The organism is Streptomyces sp. NPDC026377, from assembly GCF_055567715.1.
This window is the reverse complement of the sequence record NZ_JBVHPV010000011.1, coordinates 13,491-28,267: the sequence shown is the minus strand read 5'-3', so window position 1 is coordinate 28,267 and position 14,777 is coordinate 13,491. Positions and strand designations below refer to the sequence as shown.

Annotated in this window: 15 protein-coding genes, 3 tRNA genes and 1 pseudogene; 6 read left to right on the top strand and 13 right to left on the bottom strand. The window is 71.3% G+C overall.

Annotated features, from left to right (window positions below; all coding sequences use genetic code 11):
* Nucleotides 1-183: 183 nt before the first annotated feature.
* The 7 genes from ACZ4MU_RS22525 to ACZ4MU_RS22495 all read right to left on the bottom strand — a co-directional run bounded on the left by ACZ4MU_RS22525 (nt 184) and on the right by ACZ4MU_RS22495 (nt 4,207).
* The gene (locus tag ACZ4MU_RS22525; RefSeq protein ID WP_467879835.1) at nt 184-1,587 is read right to left on the bottom strand and encodes an MFS transporter; all 1,404 of its coding nucleotides are present in this window, start codon (nt 1,585-1,587) and stop codon (nt 184-186) included.
* A 371-nt stretch (nt 1,588-1,958) separates the two neighbouring features.
* Entirely contained in the window at nt 1,959-2,525 is a 567-nt protein-coding gene (locus ACZ4MU_RS22520) for a TetR/AcrR family transcriptional regulator (RefSeq protein WP_467879406.1), read from the bottom strand.
* Nucleotides 2,526-2,699: 174 nt separating this feature from the next.
* The gene (locus tag ACZ4MU_RS22515; protein WP_467879404.1) at nt 2,700-3,134 is read right to left on the bottom strand and encodes a MaoC family dehydratase; all 435 of its coding nucleotides are present in this window, start codon (nt 3,132-3,134) and stop codon (nt 2,700-2,702) included.
* Between the two features lie 2 nt (nt 3,135-3,136).
* On the bottom strand, nt 3,137-3,589 hold the full coding sequence (locus tag ACZ4MU_RS22510; RefSeq protein WP_467879402.1) for an FAS1-like dehydratase domain-containing protein: 453 nt from the start codon (nt 3,587-3,589) through the stop codon (nt 3,137-3,139).
* A gap of 165 nt (nt 3,590-3,754) precedes the next feature.
* A complete protein-coding gene (gene rpmG / locus ACZ4MU_RS22505) occupies nt 3,755-3,919 on the bottom strand; it encodes a 50S ribosomal protein L33 (protein WP_003956487.1) in 165 nt (54 codons plus the stop codon).
* A gap of 98 nt (nt 3,920-4,017) precedes the next feature.
* Nucleotides 4,018-4,090: transfer RNA gene (locus tag ACZ4MU_RS22500), tRNA-Met, on the bottom strand.
* A gap of 44 nt (nt 4,091-4,134) precedes the next feature.
* Nucleotides 4,135-4,207, bottom strand: a tRNA-Thr gene (locus ACZ4MU_RS22495).
* Nucleotides 4,208-4,530: 323 nt separating this feature from the next.
* Between ACZ4MU_RS22495 and ACZ4MU_RS22490 the strand changes: the two genes are divergently transcribed.
* Both ACZ4MU_RS22490 and ACZ4MU_RS22485 read left to right on the top strand, forming a co-directional pair.
* Nucleotides 4,531-5,796, top strand: coding sequence for an amidohydrolase family protein (locus ACZ4MU_RS22490; RefSeq protein ID WP_467879400.1), 1,266 nt, complete (start codon nt 4,531-4,533; stop codon nt 5,794-5,796).
* A gap of 130 nt (nt 5,797-5,926) precedes the next feature.
* Complete coding sequence (locus ACZ4MU_RS22485) at nt 5,927-6,583, top strand: SDR family oxidoreductase (RefSeq protein ID WP_467879398.1); 657 nt, start codon at nt 5,927-5,929, stop codon at nt 6,581-6,583.
* 91 nt (nt 6,584-6,674) lie between these two features.
* Here ACZ4MU_RS22485 and ACZ4MU_RS22480 read toward each other — a convergent pair whose 3' ends face one another.
* Together ACZ4MU_RS22480 and ACZ4MU_RS22475 are read right to left on the bottom strand one after the other, a co-directional pair.
* On the bottom strand, nt 6,675-7,580 hold the full coding sequence (locus tag ACZ4MU_RS22480) for a hypothetical protein (protein ID WP_467879396.1): 906 nt from the start codon (nt 7,578-7,580) through the stop codon (nt 6,675-6,677).
* 815 nt (nt 7,581-8,395) lie between these two features.
* Nucleotides 8,396-8,477 (bottom strand) — tRNA-Tyr (locus tag ACZ4MU_RS22475).
* A gap of 194 nt (nt 8,478-8,671) precedes the next feature.
* Here ACZ4MU_RS22475 and ACZ4MU_RS22470 point away from each other — a divergent pair.
* The 3 genes and pseudogenes from ACZ4MU_RS22470 (at nt 8,672) to ACZ4MU_RS22460 (ending at nt 10,738) form a co-directional block, all read left to right on the top strand.
* Nucleotides 8,672-9,160 carry a YajQ family cyclic di-GMP-binding protein gene (locus ACZ4MU_RS22470; RefSeq protein ID WP_467879394.1) on the top strand — a complete coding sequence of 163 codons (489 nt, stop codon included), beginning with the start codon at nt 8,672-8,674 and terminating at the stop codon, nt 9,158-9,160.
* Nucleotides 9,161-9,355: 195 nt separating this feature from the next.
* Nucleotides 9,356-9,853 (top strand): annotated as a pseudogene (locus ACZ4MU_RS22465) (methylated-DNA--[protein]-cysteine S-methyltransferase); the annotation flags it as partial.
* Between the two features lie 219 nt (nt 9,854-10,072).
* Complete coding sequence (locus tag ACZ4MU_RS22460; RefSeq protein WP_467879391.1) at nt 10,073-10,738, top strand: alpha-ketoglutarate-dependent dioxygenase AlkB family protein; 666 nt, start codon at nt 10,073-10,075, stop codon at nt 10,736-10,738.
* 21 nt (nt 10,739-10,759) lie between these two features.
* Here the strand turns inward: ACZ4MU_RS22460 and ACZ4MU_RS22455 are convergent, their stop codons facing one another.
* Nucleotides 10,760-11,032: a GlsB/YeaQ/YmgE family stress response membrane protein gene (locus ACZ4MU_RS22455; protein ID WP_467879389.1), complete on the bottom strand. Its 273-nt coding sequence runs from the start codon at nt 11,030-11,032 to the stop codon at nt 10,760-10,762.
* A 184-nt stretch (nt 11,033-11,216) separates the two neighbouring features.
* On the opposite strand from ACZ4MU_RS22455, the gene ACZ4MU_RS22450 reads away from it, so the two are divergent.
* Nucleotides 11,217-12,446, top strand: coding sequence for an APC family permease (locus ACZ4MU_RS22450; RefSeq protein WP_467879386.1), 1,230 nt, complete (start codon nt 11,217-11,219; stop codon nt 12,444-12,446).
* A gap of 379 nt (nt 12,447-12,825) precedes the next feature.
* On the opposite strand, the gene ACZ4MU_RS22445 is transcribed toward ACZ4MU_RS22450, so the two are convergent.
* The 3 genes from ACZ4MU_RS22445 to ACZ4MU_RS22435 form a co-directional block, all read right to left on the bottom strand.
* Nucleotides 12,826-13,215, bottom strand: coding sequence for a YccF domain-containing protein (locus tag ACZ4MU_RS22445; RefSeq protein ID WP_467879384.1), 390 nt, complete (start codon nt 13,213-13,215; stop codon nt 12,826-12,828).
* Nucleotides 13,212-14,075, bottom strand: a complete 864-nt coding sequence (gene htpX, locus ACZ4MU_RS22440) for a zinc metalloprotease HtpX (RefSeq protein ID WP_467879381.1) — start codon at nt 14,073-14,075, stop codon at nt 13,212-13,214. The genes ACZ4MU_RS22445 and htpX overlap by 4 nt, the downstream gene beginning before the upstream one ends.
* A gap of 148 nt (nt 14,076-14,223) precedes the next feature.
* A complete protein-coding gene (locus ACZ4MU_RS22435; RefSeq protein WP_467879378.1) occupies nt 14,224-14,679 on the bottom strand; it encodes a large conductance mechanosensitive channel protein MscL in 456 nt (151 codons plus the stop codon).
* Between the last annotated feature and the right edge of the window lie 98 nt (nt 14,680-14,777).

The following is a 14,777-nucleotide window of genomic DNA, read 5'->3' as shown; positions in this document are numbered from 1 at the left end:
AGACGAAAGAAGGGGGCTCCCGCTACGGCGGGGGTGCGGGGGGGCACAGGACCCGCGAGCCGGGGGGCCGGCGCTCAGCCCCGGGAAAGCGCCCCCCACCCCCGGAGGGTTCAGTCCCCACCCCCGGAGGGTTCAGGGAAGGGGCGGGGTGGGGGAATCGCACCCCCGGCCCCGCCCCCCGCATCACCCCACCAACACCTCCCCCCGAACCTCCCCCACAGAATCCGCCCCGGCACCGGCCGCACCGGCCCCACCGGCCCCACCAGCCCCCGACCCCACCCCGGACCGCCCCGGCAGACACACCGCACTCACCGCCGCCAGCGCCACCACCCCCGCCCCGACCCACAGCGCCGGCCGCAGCCCGTCCACGAAGGCCGAGGCCGACCCGTAGCCGCCCTGGGCGGAGAACACCGCCGCCAGGACCGCGACGCCCAGCGCCCCGCCCACCTCCCGCAGCGCGTTGTTCGCCCCGGACGCGATCCCCTGCTCGGCGGGCCGCACGCTCGACATCACCAGATTCGCGGCCGGCGCGAAGTACAGCGCCATCCCGATCCCGCTGACCGTCATGGCCGGCAGCTGCGTCCCGTACGACACGTCCGGCGACATGATCAGCGCGAACCAGCCCAGCCCGACCGCCTGGAGCGCCAGCCCCACCGCCACCACCGGCCGCCCCCCGATCCGGTCGGAGAGGATGCCCGCGACCGGCGCGACCAGCAGCGGCATCGCGGTCCACGGCAGCATCCGCAGCCCCGCCTCGGTCGGCGAGTAGCCCAGCACGCCCTGGAGGAACTGGCTGAGCAGGAAGATCGAGCCGAACATCCCCACGAACATCAGCAGGCTGGCCAGGTTGATCGCCGCGAAGGCCCGGCTGCGGAACAGCCGCATCGGCAGCAGCGGCGCCGCGCTGACGATCCCGTGCCACACAAACGCGCCCAGCAGAGCCGCACCCCCCACCAGCCCCGTCAGCACGGTCGGGCTGCTCCAGCCGTCGATGTTGCCCCGGATCAGGCTGTACACGATCCCGAAGAGCCCGCCGCTGGCCAGCACCGTGCCGCGGATGTCGAGCCGCGCCCCGCTCCCGTACGACTCGGCGAGCCGAAGCCGCGCCAGCGGCAGCAGGGCCACCCCGAGCGGAACGTTCAGCCAGAAGATCCACTGCCAGGAGAAGTGCTCGGTCAGCGCCCCGCCGATCAGCGGCCCACTGGCCACGGCGAGGCCGTTGACCGCACCCCATATCCCGTACGCCAGTCCCCGCTTCGCCACCGGCACGGCCGCCGTGAGCAGCGTGAGCGTCAGCGGCATCATGATCGCCGCGCCGACGCCCTGGACCGCCCGCGCCGCCACCAGTCCGTCGATCCCGGGGGCCAGCGCCGCCGCCGCGGAGGCGCCGGTGAAGATCGTCAGCCCGGTGAGGAAGAGTTTGCGGCGTCCGAACCGGTCCCCCAGCGCCGCCCCGAACATCAGCAGGACGGCGAAGGTGAGCGTGTACGCGCTCACCGTCCACTCCAGGTCGTCCAGCGCCCCGCCCAGGTCCTCACGGATCGACGGCAGCGCGGTGGTGACGACGAGGTTGTCGAGCGCCGCCATGAACCCGGCGATGCTGGTGATCACCAGCGCCCACACCGCTCCCCCGCGCCGACCGGCCCCCTCCCCGGCGGTCCCGTCCCCGGCGGTCCCGTCCCCGGCGGTCCCGTCCTCGGACGCCCCCGGCCCGGGCTCCCCCTCAGATCCCTGGAGGGCCCCCCGTGCGGCCCCCTGCTCGTACTGCTCGTGCTGCTCGGGTATCTCCCGCTGCTCGGACATCGCTTCCCCGCTTCCCCTGTCGATCCTGTTGGTTAGTTATCAGTTACTAACTTTCCAGCCCATACGGGTGCGCATACGGTTGCGCAGCCCCCGCCACCCCCGCCCCCCAGCCAGCCCGGGCGACCCGGCGGCCCAACGCCCCACCCAACGGCCGGCTACTTCTCCAGCCGCCCCTTCACCCGCGCACTCGGATAGATCTCCTCCCACACCCGGTGCTCGGGCGGAAACCCCATCGCCACCAGCGTGTTGATCAGCATCCCGTACGCCAGGAACGTCGTGGTCTCCTTGTAGCCCTCCAGCGGCACGCTCACCGCGTCCCAGAGTTCCATCCACTCGCGCCGGACGGCCTCGCCGAAGGTGTGGTCGCCAGCGGCCTCGGCCGCGGCGACCGCCACGTACACCTGCATCTGCATGAGCAGCCGCTCGGGCTCCTCCGCGATGACCCGGGTGTACGCGTTCGCCATCGCGTGCACCGCCTCCTCGCCGATCAGCCCTGCCGAGGCGTCGGCGAACATCCGCGTGGTGTCCTCCATGCAGCGACGGGTCGCCGCGAGGAAGATGGCCGGCTTGTTCGGGAAGAGCCGGAACAGGTACGGCTGCGAGACACCCACCCGCTTGGCGATCGCCTCGGTGGACGTCCCGTAGTAGCCGCGGTGAGCGAATTCGCTCATCGCCGCCCGTACGACGCTCTCGCGCCGCTCCTCCGCACTCATCCTGACCATGGACAGAAAGTTAGTGGTCCATAACTAACTCCGTCAAGGGGTACGGATCCCCTGGCTCGGGAATCGGCAATCCCCGGGAACGACGGACGGCCGTCGGAGCGCTCCCGCGCCGACGGCCGTCCATCCGCTCTCACGCGCTCCCGCAGGGGCATCCGCTCCCCCGGGGCGCCCCCCTCACGCCAGCGCGGCCACAGCGCGCGACATCCCGAGCACCTTCTGCCCCGCGCTCATCGCCGTCAGGTCGACCCGGACCGTCCGCGCCTCGTCGTCCAGCTTGGCCGCGACCTTGGCGCTGACCTCGATCACCGCGCCCGTCTCGTCGTTCGGCACGACGACCGGCTTGGTGAAGCGCACCCCGTACTCCACGACGGCCGCCGGGTCGCCCACCCAGTCGGTGACCACCCGGATCGCCGAGGCCATGGTGAACATGCCGTGCGCGATCACGTCCGGCAGCCCGACCTCCTTGGCGAACTTCTCGTTCCAGTGGATCGGGTTGAAGTCGCCCGAGGCGCCCGCGTACTGCACGAGTGTGGCGCGACTCACGGGGAAGGACTGGGCCGGCAGCTCGGTGCCGGGCTCCACGTCCTCGTAACGGATCTTGGCGCTCATCGTCACTCCCCCTCGGCCGCGCGGGCCACGAGCTTGGTGAAGGCGGTCACGACGTGCTCGCCGGTCTCGTCGTGGACCTCGCCGCGGACGTCCAGGATGTCGTTGCCCGCCATGGACTTGACCGCCTCGATGGTGGAGGTCACGGTCAGCCGGTCCCCCGCCCGCACCGGGCGCGTGTACGCGAACTTCTGGTCGCCGTGCACGACCCGGCTGTAGTCCAGGCCCAGCTGAGGGTCCTGGATCACGACACCGGCCGCCTTGAACGTGATGGCGAACACAAAGGTCGGCGGAGCGATCACATCGGGGTGCCCGAGCGCCTTGGCGGCCTCCGGGTCGAGGTAGGCGGGGTTGGTGTCCCCCACGGCCTCGGCGAATTCACGGATCTTCTCCCGGCCGACCTCGTACGGCGCGGTGGGCGGATAGGTCCGCCCCACGAAGGACTGGTCGAGCGCCATGGGCTCGCAACCTCCTGCTGGGTGGTCTGCTGCTGATCTTCTGCAATCTGCCACGATCTGCTGTGATCCGGCCAACGGGTACGGCGGGCACGGCTGGCACGACGAGAGGCCGCTCCCCGTAACAGGGAACGGCCTCTCGTACGAGCCTGAGTGCTAAACCCGTGATTAGCGGGTCTCGCGGTGCGCGGTGTGCGAGTTGCAGCGCGGGCAGTGCTTCTTCATCTCAAGACGGTCCGGGTTGTTACGCCGGTTCTTCTTGGTGATGTAGTTCCGCTCCTTGCACTCCACGCAGGCCAGCGTGATCTTCGGGCGGACGTCGGTGGCAGCCACGTGAGTGCTCCTTGGACGGACGGTTAGACGGATGAACGCATAAAAGAGTAGCCGATCGGGAGACCGACCCCACAATCGGCTACTGGTGCTACTTTGAGTAGCGGTGACCGGACTTGAACCGGTGACACAGCGATTATGAGCCGCTTGCTCTACCGACTGAGCTACACCGCTTTGATGATCCGGTCCCCGCTTGTGGGCGGGGACCCTCTCACCAGAGCCCCAATACGGAATCGAACCGTAGACCTTCTCCTTACCATGGAGACGCTCTACCGACTGAGCTATTGGGGCGAGCGATGAAGACATTACACGGTCGGCTGCCGATCGCCCAAATCCGTTTCGCCGGGCCGTCGCGGAGCCGTCCCGGAGCCCTCGGGAGGCGGCTCCCGAGGGGGGCGCGTGGGGGTCCCGGGACGGATGGGGAGCGCCCCTCGGCCCCTTCCGGACCCCTTCCGCACGGCCCGCCCCAGCCGTCCCGTACGCCACTCGTGGCCACACCGGTACGACTATTGCGCTCCTCCTCGATGCGCGCGGAGCTCGCCCCTAGGCTCTGCTCACGCTGCGTGATCTTGCCCTGAAGGCCCCGCGGGGCCCCGAGGACCACCTGGAGCGCGATGTCCGACAGCCAGCCGCAGCCGGCCCACTCGCCCGGCGCCGGGGACGGCCCCGCCGAGACCGCCGCCACGCTCCTGCTGTCCGGCGCCCGGCTCGCCGACGGCCGGACCGTCGACGTCCGGCTCGGCGGCGGCCGCATCGAGGCCGTCGGCACCGCGGGCAGCCTCGCCGCGCACTTCTCCAAGGTCGACCTGAACGGCTTCCTGCTGCTCCCGGCGCCCGCCGAACCGCACGCGCACAGCGACACGGCGCTGACCGCGTTCGGCCCCGAGGGGCCGGTCTCGTACGCCGCCGAGGACGTCCAGCGCCGTGCCACCGAGGCCGCTCTGCTCCAGCTCGGCCACGGCGCGACGGCGTTGCGCTCGCACGTGCGGATCGACGACGTACGGGGCCTGGGGCCGCTGGAGGCCGCCCTTCAGACCCGCCGCTCACTGCGCGGGCTCGCGGAGCTCACCGTGGTGGCGGTGCCCCGGCTGCTGACCGGGGTCGCGGGCGCGGACGGGCTCGCGATGCTGCGGGACGCGGTGAAGATGGGCGCCTCGGTGGTCGGCGGCTGCCCGGACCTCGACCCCGACCCGGCCGGGTACACCGAGGCGGTCCTGGAGATCGCCTCCGAGCACGGCTGCGCGGTGGACCTGCACACGGACGGTGACGACCCGGCTCGCCTCGCCCGCCTCGCGGCGATGACCGCCGGGCTGCGCCCGGGCGCAGCGATCGGTCCCTGCGCGGGCCTCTCACGGCTGCCCCGCGAGGCGGCCGCGCGGGCGGCGGACCAGCTCGCGGCGGCGGGCGTCGCGGTGATCTGCCTGCCGCAGGGCGGCTGCGGCATGACGGAGCGCCAGGGCACGGTCCGTCAGGGGATGCCCCCGGTAGGGCTGCTGAGGGCGGCCGGGGTGCCGGTGGCGGCGGGCAGCGGCGCGCTGCGCGACCTGGCCAACCCGGTGGGCCGGGGCGACCCGTTGGAGGCCGCGTACCTCCTCGCCTCCCAGGCCGGCCTGCGCCCCGAGGACGCCTACGGCGCGGTGAGCACGGCCGCCCGCGAGGCGATGGGGCTGGCCGAGGTCCGCGTGGAGGCCGGCTTCCCGGCGGAACTCCTGGCCGTACGCGGTGAACGCATCGCGGGCGTGCTGTCCCTGGCGTACAGCCGCATCGTGATCCACCGCGGCCGGGTGGTGGCCCGGACGAGCGCGGTACGGGAGTACTGCGACTCGGCGGCGGCGGTGGCGCTGGACCTGCCTCGGCAGTCGCGGATGGACGGGGGGTGAGGGGTGGCGGGGCGGATGGGGGCGCCCGGGGGCGGGCGGGACCGGATGGCCGCCGCGGGGCCTTGACGGGCGCCCCCCGAAGGGGCGTGCGGGGACGCGCCGAGCGGCGCGCGGGCGTACGGTCGTGAGCATGCGCATTGTCATCGCAGGAGGTCATGGTCAGATCGCGCTGCGGCTCGAACGGCTGCTGTCGGCGCGCGGGGACGAGGTCGCGGGCGTCATCCGCAGGCCGGAACAGGCGGACGACCTGCGGCAGGCGGGTGCCGAGCCCGTCGTACTCGACCTGGAGTCGGCGTCCGTCGACGAGGTCGCGTCCGTTCTGGAGGGCGCGGACGCCGCGGTCTTCGCGGCGGGCGCGGGCCCGGGCAGCGACGCGGCCCGCAAGGAGACGGTGGACCGGGCGGCGGCGGTCCTGTTCGCCGACGCGGCGGAGCGGGCGGGTGTACGCCGGTACCTGGCCGTCTCGTCCATGGGCGCCGACCCGCGCCACGAGGGCGACGAGGTCTTCGACGCGTATCTGCGCGCCAAGGGCTCGGCCGACGAGGCGGTACGGGCCCGCCCCGGCCTGGACTGGACGATCCTGCGCCCCGGGATGCTGACGAACGACGCGGGCACGGGCCTGATCACCCTGGCCGCCTCGACGGGCCGTGGCCCGATCCCCCGGGACGACGTGGCCGCGCTCCTGGCCGAACTGATCGACACCCCGGCGACGGCGGGCCTGACGCTGGAGGCGATCAGCGGGACGGTGCCGGTGACGGTGGCGGTGAAGGACGTGGCGGGGAACTGACCCGCTCCCTGTTTCCCCGCCCCCTCCTCCTCCGCCGCGTCCGGAGCGCGAGCCCGCCGTCTCCCCACGGGCGCACCCGCGCCGACCGCCCTTACCGGCGCACCCTGGTCTGCTGCTGGTATTCCCCGTGGACCTTGAGGATTTCCCGGAACAGCTCCGGAAGATCGGAGAGATCGATGTTCCTGGGATTGGTGGCATAACTGATCAGGCCGAGCAGTCGGTGCAGGATGTCGGCCTCCTGCTGCTGGCGTTCCCAGGCGGGATCCGCGGCGCTTTTCGCGCTCTTCTGCGGAGCGGCGCGAAAGCGCTCGTCCTCGGCGAGGCAGTCCCGCAGCGCCTGCGGCCACACGAGCCGCATGGGCTTTCCCCGGTCCTGGGTCCCGCCCTCCCGGGAGCCCTCCAGCGCGTTGAGTATGCGGGCTTCGTGGGAACGGTCGACGCGCTCCTGAAGCCCGTCGACGGCGGCCAGCCGGGCGGCCAGCCCCCGGATCAACTCCCCGTGGCGCAGGGCCCAGTCCCGCTCGGCACGCCGGCTGCGCTGCTCGCGTACGGATTCGACGCGCTCGTTCTGCGTACGGGGCAGGGTGCCGTCGGCGCGCTGGGCGCGGGTCAGTTGGAGGTGCCGGCGCTCCGCCGACTGACGGCCGCTCAGTTCGAGGGCGTCGGCGATGCGTTCCCAGGTGATCCGTTTGGTGCGGGCCAGGGAGATCAGCCGGAGTTCATCGCTCTCCAGCTTGTCGCGGAGCATACGGATGACCATGAGCGTGGCGAGAATGTCCGTTTCCTCGACATCGGGCTGGATGATCCCGCGGGCCCGCTGGCAGATCCGGTCATAGGCGCGGGCGACCTCCAGCAGCGTGGGCTCGGATCCCGAACTCCCGGGCCGCGAATGCCGCCGCACCCCGCCCGGGGATTCCAGCAACCGCCCCCAGGCCCGGTCCCGGTTGTATTCCGCTTCGGGATACTGCGCACGTCGTGCGGCACGTGTCGTCTTCATGACGACTCCCCCTGTCGTCTTTTGGACGACGTATTCGGCGGAGAGTCGTGTTCGGTCGCGCACAGTGGCGAGGTGCCCGAGCTATCCGACGACCCTTCGATCAGACCTTCGGAAGCCGGGCCTCCCGCCTGCCGGACCAGGCGCGGCCTTCGACGCCACGTGGACCGCAGCACCCCGACGACAACTGCGGTGATCGCGAACATCACCTCAGCTATGTAGTGGGCACCGGCATCCTTGATGACTGAACTCAACATGGCTGAATTCGTGCACGTCACCGACGTGCACTCGCCTCCTCACGGTATTGGCGGTGCCGTCACACGCCACGCCGGGCCCGCGTACGCAGGGCATGCACCCATCTCCCACGAACCCTTGGCGGCACGGAACGTCAGGTATCAGTTACAGCCCGACGTCGGAGGAAAGTCTGCCGCCCCTGAATCACGCGAACGCCCGCCACAGGACTCACCTCTTCAAGCGCCACCCTTCGCCATGGCCACATAAGGCACATTCCACCAATACGAGACCCGAGCGCCCCCACAGAAATGTCGTCCGCGAGAGGCGGAGCGGGACGGGCGGAGCTCGGGATCGGGCGCTCGAACGGCGCCACGGGGGCGGAAGCGGGGCCCGGCCCCGGCTCGACGGCTCGACCCTGGGGGCGGGGTGAGCCTGGTGGGATCCTGGGTGGGCCTGGAACTCGACTGGCCCCAGTGAGACTGGTCACCCACACCCCAGGGGTCTCTGCAAACGCCCGCGCCCAGACAGCGAGAAGACCCCCGCCGATCTACGTTTCCGCAGATCAACGGGGGCCTCACATCGCGTGGCGGCGCCAGGATTCGAACCTGGGTAGGCTAAGCCGACGGATTTACAGTCCGCTCCCATTGGCCACTCGGGCACACCGCCATGGGATGTCGCCGGTGGGATGGCCGCTTTTCGGCGGTGCTCCCTGGCAACGACGTAAACGATACCTGATGACCGGGGGTGCTCCGCCACCCGGTTGATCAGCGCTTCGCGCGGGTGCGGGTGGCTAGGCTTTGGGGCAGCGGTTCGGCAGCCAGGCCGTACCCCCACGCACCCGATACAAGGAGCCACAGGACATGGCCGACTCCAGTTTCGACATCGTCTCGAAGGTCGAGCGGCAGGAGGTCGACAACGCCCTCAACCAGGCGGCGAAGGAGATCTCGCAGCGCTACGACTTCAAGAACGTGGGCGCGTCGATCTCTTGGTCCGGCGAGAAGATCCTGATGGAGGCCAACTCCGAGGACCGCGTCAACGCCATCCTCGACGTCTTCCAGACCAAGCTGGTCAAGCGCGGGATCTCCCTCAAGGCGCTGGACGCCGGCGAGCCCCAGCTCTCCGGCAAGGAGTACAAGATCTTCGCCTCCATCGAGGAGGGCATCTCCCAGGAGAACGCCAAGAAGGTCGCCAAGGTCATCCGCGACGAGGGCCCCAAGGGCGTCAAGGCGCAGGTGCAGGGCGACGAGCTCCGGGTCTCCTCCAAGAGCCGGGACGACCTCCAGGCCGTGCAGGCACTGCTCAAGGGCAAGGACTTCGACTTCGCGCTGCAGTTCGTGAACTACCGCTGACCCTCGGACGCACTGTCCGATTCCCGCCAGCGCGGGCCGGACGGGGGTCGCAGACTCGGTCTCGTACGCAGGGAACTCGTACGCAGGAACTCGTACGTGAAGGCTCGTACGCGAAGACTCGTGGGCGAGACGCGCAGGCAAGAACGCGCAGGCGAGGACTCGTGGTACGGCTCGTCGCGAGGAAAGGAACGTGCGATGACGGTCTACGCGACCCTCGACAGCCCGCTCGGTGAACTGCTCCTGGTGGGCGAGGAGTCCGCCACCGCGAACGGCGGGACCGCGCTGGTCTCGCTCTCCATGCCCGGCCAGAAGGGCGCCGCCGTCGTCCGCGACGGCTGGCGGCGGGCGCCCGAGGCCTTCGAGGAGATCGTCCGCCAGCTGCGGGCGTACTTCGACGGCCGGCTCACCCGCTTCGAGATCGAGTACGCCCCCGGCGCCGGCACCGAATTCCAGCGGCGGGTCTGGGCGGAGCTGGACTCCATTCCGTACGGAGCCACCACGTCGTACGGGGAGATCGCCCGCCGCATCGGCGCCTCCCCGGTGATGGTGCGCGCGGTCGGCACCGCCATCGGCCGCAATCCCGCGCTGGTCGTACGCCCCTGCCACCGCGTCATCGGTTCCGACGGCACCCTGAAGGGGTACGCGGCCGGCCTGGACCGCAAGAAGCACCTCCTTGGACTGGAAGGGGCCCTGGAGGGGGCCCCGGAAGCGGTTTGGGGAGCTCCGGGTGCCCCGGGTGCCCCAGTGACTCTGGAAGCGGCTGAGGTTGGGGCGGTGTCCGTGGGCCACCCCGGTCACGGCAGCTTCGTCGGCCACGGCAGCCCTGTCAGTCACGGCAGCTTCGCCAGTCTCGGTGGTCCCGGCGATCCGGGCAGCCCCGGCGGGCCCGGCAGCCTCCGTTAGTCCCGGCCCATGAGCGACGCCCTGTTTCCCCGGCCCCGGGCCGTCGTCGCCCCCGGCGCCGTGCACGTGCCGGGGTGGCTTCCGCCCGAACGGCAGCGGGAGCTGGTGGCCGCCTGCCGGGAGTGGGCGCGGGGGCCCGTCCCCATCCGGCACACCGTGCTGCCGGGTGGGGGTGTCATGTCCGTGCAGACGGTCTGCATCGGCTGGCACTGGCAGCCCTACCGGTACACCCGCACCGCCGACGACGTGAACGGCCGGCCCGTCGCCCCCTTCCCCGACTGGCTCGCCACGCTGGGCCGCGCCGCCGTGGCCGACGCCTACGGTGACCCCGCTGCCGGGGCCGGCTACTCCCCCGACACCGCGCTGATCAACTTCTACGACGGCGACGCGCGCATGGGGATGCACCAGGACAAGGACGAGCGTTCCGGCGCGCCCGTGGTCTCCCTGAGCATCGGCGACAGCTGCCTCTTCCGCTTCGGCAACCCCGAGGACCGGGGCCGCCCCTACACCGATGTCGAGCTGGCCTCGGGTGACCTCTTCGTCTTCGGCGGCCCCTCGCGCTTCGCCTACCACGGCGTCCCCAAAGTCCTGCCCGGCACGGGCGACCCGGCGACGAACGGCCTGTCGGGCGGCCGCCTCAACCTGACCCTCCGTGAGACCGGGCTGAAGGGCTGACCGGTGAAAGGGGCCGCAGTCTCAGCGGCGGTCGCGCGAGTGGCCGAAGAGTATGCGGTAGAGGATCAGCAGTACGAGTGAGCCACCGACCGCCGCCGCCCAGGTGGCTCCGTCGTAGAAGTGATGGGCGACGGGACGGTCCAGCCAGCGTGCCGAGATCCAGCCGCCGACGAACGCACCCGCTATCCCGATGACCGTCGTGCCGATCAGACCGCCCGGATCCCGCCCGGGGAGCAGGATCTTGGCTATGACTCCGGCGAGCAGGCCGAGGAGGATCCAGCTGACGATGCTCATGTCCTGAACCTGCCTTTCGTGCGATACCGACCCGGGAGGGCCGTCTCTTATTGCGTGGCGTGCGTTGTGTGGCGGGCATTGTGTGGCGGGCTGTCGCGAGTCGTGTGTTGTGTGGCGTGCGGGGTTGTCCTAGAGGACGTGGCCCCCGCGGGGCGCGGTTGCGCGGGTGGCTAGGGTGCGGCGCATGACACAGGAACTGCGCCGCAGCCTGGGCGTCTTCGACGCCGTGGTCATCGGGCTCGGCTCGATGATCGGCGCGGGGATCTTCGCCGCCCTCGGCCCCGCCGCGCACGCGGCCGGGACCGGACTGCTGGCCGCGCTGGCGCTGGCCGCGGCCGTCGCGTACTGCAATGCCATGGCCTCGGCGCGCCTCGCCGCCCGCCATCCCGCGTCGGGCGGCACGTATGTGTACGGGCGGGAGCGGCTGGGGCCGTTCTGGGGTTACCTGGCGGGCTGGGGGTTCGTCGTCGGCAAGACCTCCTCGTGTGCGGCGATGGCTCTGACCGTGGGCGCCTATGTCTGGCCGGGACGGGCCCACTTGCTGGCGGTGGTGGCCGTGGTGGCGCTGACCGCCGTCAACTACGGGGGCGTGCGGAAGTCGGCGTGGCTGACGCGGGCGATCGTGGCGCTGGTGCTCGCGGTCCTCGCGGCGGTGGTGGCGGCCTGCCTGGGCTCGTCCGCCGCCGGGCACCCGGACGTCGGGCTGTCCGGGGGCGGGGCGGGGCTGCTCCAGGCGTCGGGGTTGCTCTTCTTCGCGTTCGCCGGGTACGCCCGGATCGCCACGCTCGGTGAGGAGGTGCGGGATCCGGCCCGGACGATCCCGCGCGCCGTTCCCCTGGCGCTGGGCATCGCGCTGGTCGTCTATGTCTGTGTCGCTGTGGCTGTCCTTTCCGTGCTGGGCGCGGACGGGCTGGGGTGGACCACGGCGCCGCTCGCCGACGCGGTGCGGGCGGCGGGCGCGCCGGGGCTGGTGCCGGTGGTGCGGGCCGGGGCGGCGGTCGCCGCGCTCGGGTCCCTGCTGGCGCTGGTGCTGGGTGTCTCGCGCACGGTCCTCGCGATGGCCAGGGACGGCCATCTGCCGGGCGCGCTGGCCGCCGTACACCCCCGGTTCCGGGTGCCGCACCGGGCGGAGGTCGCGGTGGGCGCCGTGGTGGCGGTGCTGGCGGCGACGGCCGATCTGCGCGGGGCGATCGGCTTCTCGTCGTTCGGCGTGCTCGTGTACTACGCGATCGCCAACGCGTCGGCCTGGACGCTCGGGCCGGGCCGGGGCGGACGGCTGCTCGCGGCCTGCGGACTGGCCGGTTGCCTGCTGCTCGCCTTCGCGCTCCCGCCGTCGTCGGTGGCGGCGGGCAGCGCGGTGCTGGCCGTGGGAGCGGTCGCGTACGCCGTACGGGCACGCCTGCGCGTGCGCTGAGCCGACGTGCGGCCGTCTGTCGGTGTGGGCCGAGGTGCCCGCAGGGCGGTGGGCACCGGGCCCGGCCGATCAGAACGACGGTGCGACGGCCCGGGTACCGGCACCGACACGGACACGGACACCCGCGAACCGCCGTCCGTCACACCGCGAACCGCCCGCCTTCCCACGCCGAGGCGTGGCCGTTCCACACGCACACGCCCAGTCCCTGCGCAGCCGCGCCGCGCGCGCCTCATATTCGGCCGTGGAAACCCGCCGCGTACCCCTGGGACACCTTCTCGTTCTCGGTCATGGCTCCATGGTGGCCCAGACCGCTGACAATCGGGCTGGATGTATCCTGACCTGCCCTTTTGCCTGTGGATAACTTTTTTCGCCGGTTCGGCTACCGGTAGAACGGCTGGTCCGTCGGCACGATCTGCTTGCCCAGCGGGAGCAGCGAGACCGGGATCAGCTTGAAGTTCGCGATGCCGAGGGGGATTCCGATGATCGTGACGCACAGCAAGAAACCCGTGACGATGTGGCCGAGCGCCAGCCACCAGCCCGCCAGGACCAGCCAGAGGACGTTGCCGACACAGGAAGCGGCGCCCGCGTCCCGCCGGTCCACGACCGTGTACCCGAACGGCCAGAGCGCGTACAGGCCGATGCGGAAGGCCGCCAGGCCGAAGGGGATGCCGATGATCGTGACGCAGAGCAGGACGCCCGCGAGCAGATAGCCCAGGAACATCCAGAAGCCGCACAGGACCAGCCAAATGACGTTCAGGATTGTCTTCACGGGCGGCGACCTGCCATCTGTTCGAGTCGGGCGATGCGCTCCGCCATCGGCGGATGTGTCGAGAACATCTTGGAGACGCCCTGCCCCGGGCGGAAGGGGTTGGCGATCATCATGTGGCTCGCGGTCTCGAGCCGGGGCTCGGGCGGCAGCGGCAGCTGCTTCGTGCCGGCGTCGAGCTTGCGCAGGGCGCTGGCGAGGGCCAGGGGGTCGCCGGTCAGCTGCGCCCCGGAGGCGTCCGCCTCGTACTCCCGCGAGCGGCTGATCGCCAGCTGGATGACGGAGGCCGCGAGCGGGCCCAGAATCATGATCAGCAGCATGCCGAAGATGCCGGGGCCGTCGTCGTCGTTGGACCGGCCCACCGGGATCAGCCAGGCGAAGTTGACCAGGAACATGATCACAGAGGCGAGGGCTCCGGCGACCGACGAGATCAGGATGTCCCGGTTGTAGACATGGCTGAGCTCATGGCCGATCACCCCGCGCAGCTCGCGCTCGTCGAGGATCTGGAGGATCCCTTCCGTGCAGCACACCGCCGCGTTGCGGGGGTTGCGGCCGGTCGCGAAGGCGTTCGGCGCCTGGGTCGGCGAGATGTACAGGCGCGGCATCGGCTGGCGTGCGGCCGTCGACAGCTCACGGACCATCCGGTACAGCTCGGGGGCCTCGAACTCGCTGACCGGGCGGGCGCGCATGGCCCGCAGGGCCAGCTTGTCGCTGTTCCAGTACGCGTACGCGTTGGTGCCCAGCGCCACGAGCAGCGCGACGATCAGCCCCGTACGCCCGAAGAAGCTGCCGATGACGATGATGAGCGCGGACAGTCCTCCGAGAAGGACGGCGGTCCTCAGCCCGTTGTGCCGGCGGTGCACGGTACGCCCTCCAAATGGTGCGGCAGGGGAACCCTTTGCCTGATGGTCCTTCCACTTTCCAGTGGACGCTCCCGTACTGGTCAACGCCAGATGGGGACCGCTGGTTCCCTTGTGCTCGCCGGAGGGCGCGCTACTCCGTCCGGGTGGGTCAGCGCGGCGCGGGCAGTCCTGCCAGTTCCAGCGCCTTCGGGTCCGGCTCCAGCTCGCTGGTGCAGTGCGAGCAGCGGGAGGCGATGCCCGGGATCTGGCTGAAGCACCGGGGGCAGTCGCGCAGGGCGGCCTTGATGTCGACGGGCTTGTCGCGGTCGAACCGTGCCTGCACCTTCATCATCGGGACGACGACGAGGAAGTAGAGCACCGCGGCGGTGACGAGGAAGGCGATGGCCGCGCTGATGAACTTCCCGTAGGGGAACTCGACGCCCTCGACCCTGAACCTCGCCGCGGTGAAGTCGCCCGTGGACCGGGTGGCGAGGCCGATGAGCGGGGTGATGAAGGCGGTGCTGAAGCCGGTGACGACGGCGGTGAACGCCGAGCCGACGGCCAGACCGACGGCCATCGTCACGATGTTCCCGCGAAGGATGAATTCCTTGAACCCGCTCAGCACTGCTCTGGCTCCTACTCGTCTCCGGCTGCCCGGCCGGCCGTCCGCCGTACGGGCACGCGTGCGCCCGCGTACGCGTCCATGACACTGCCCTGCCGGGG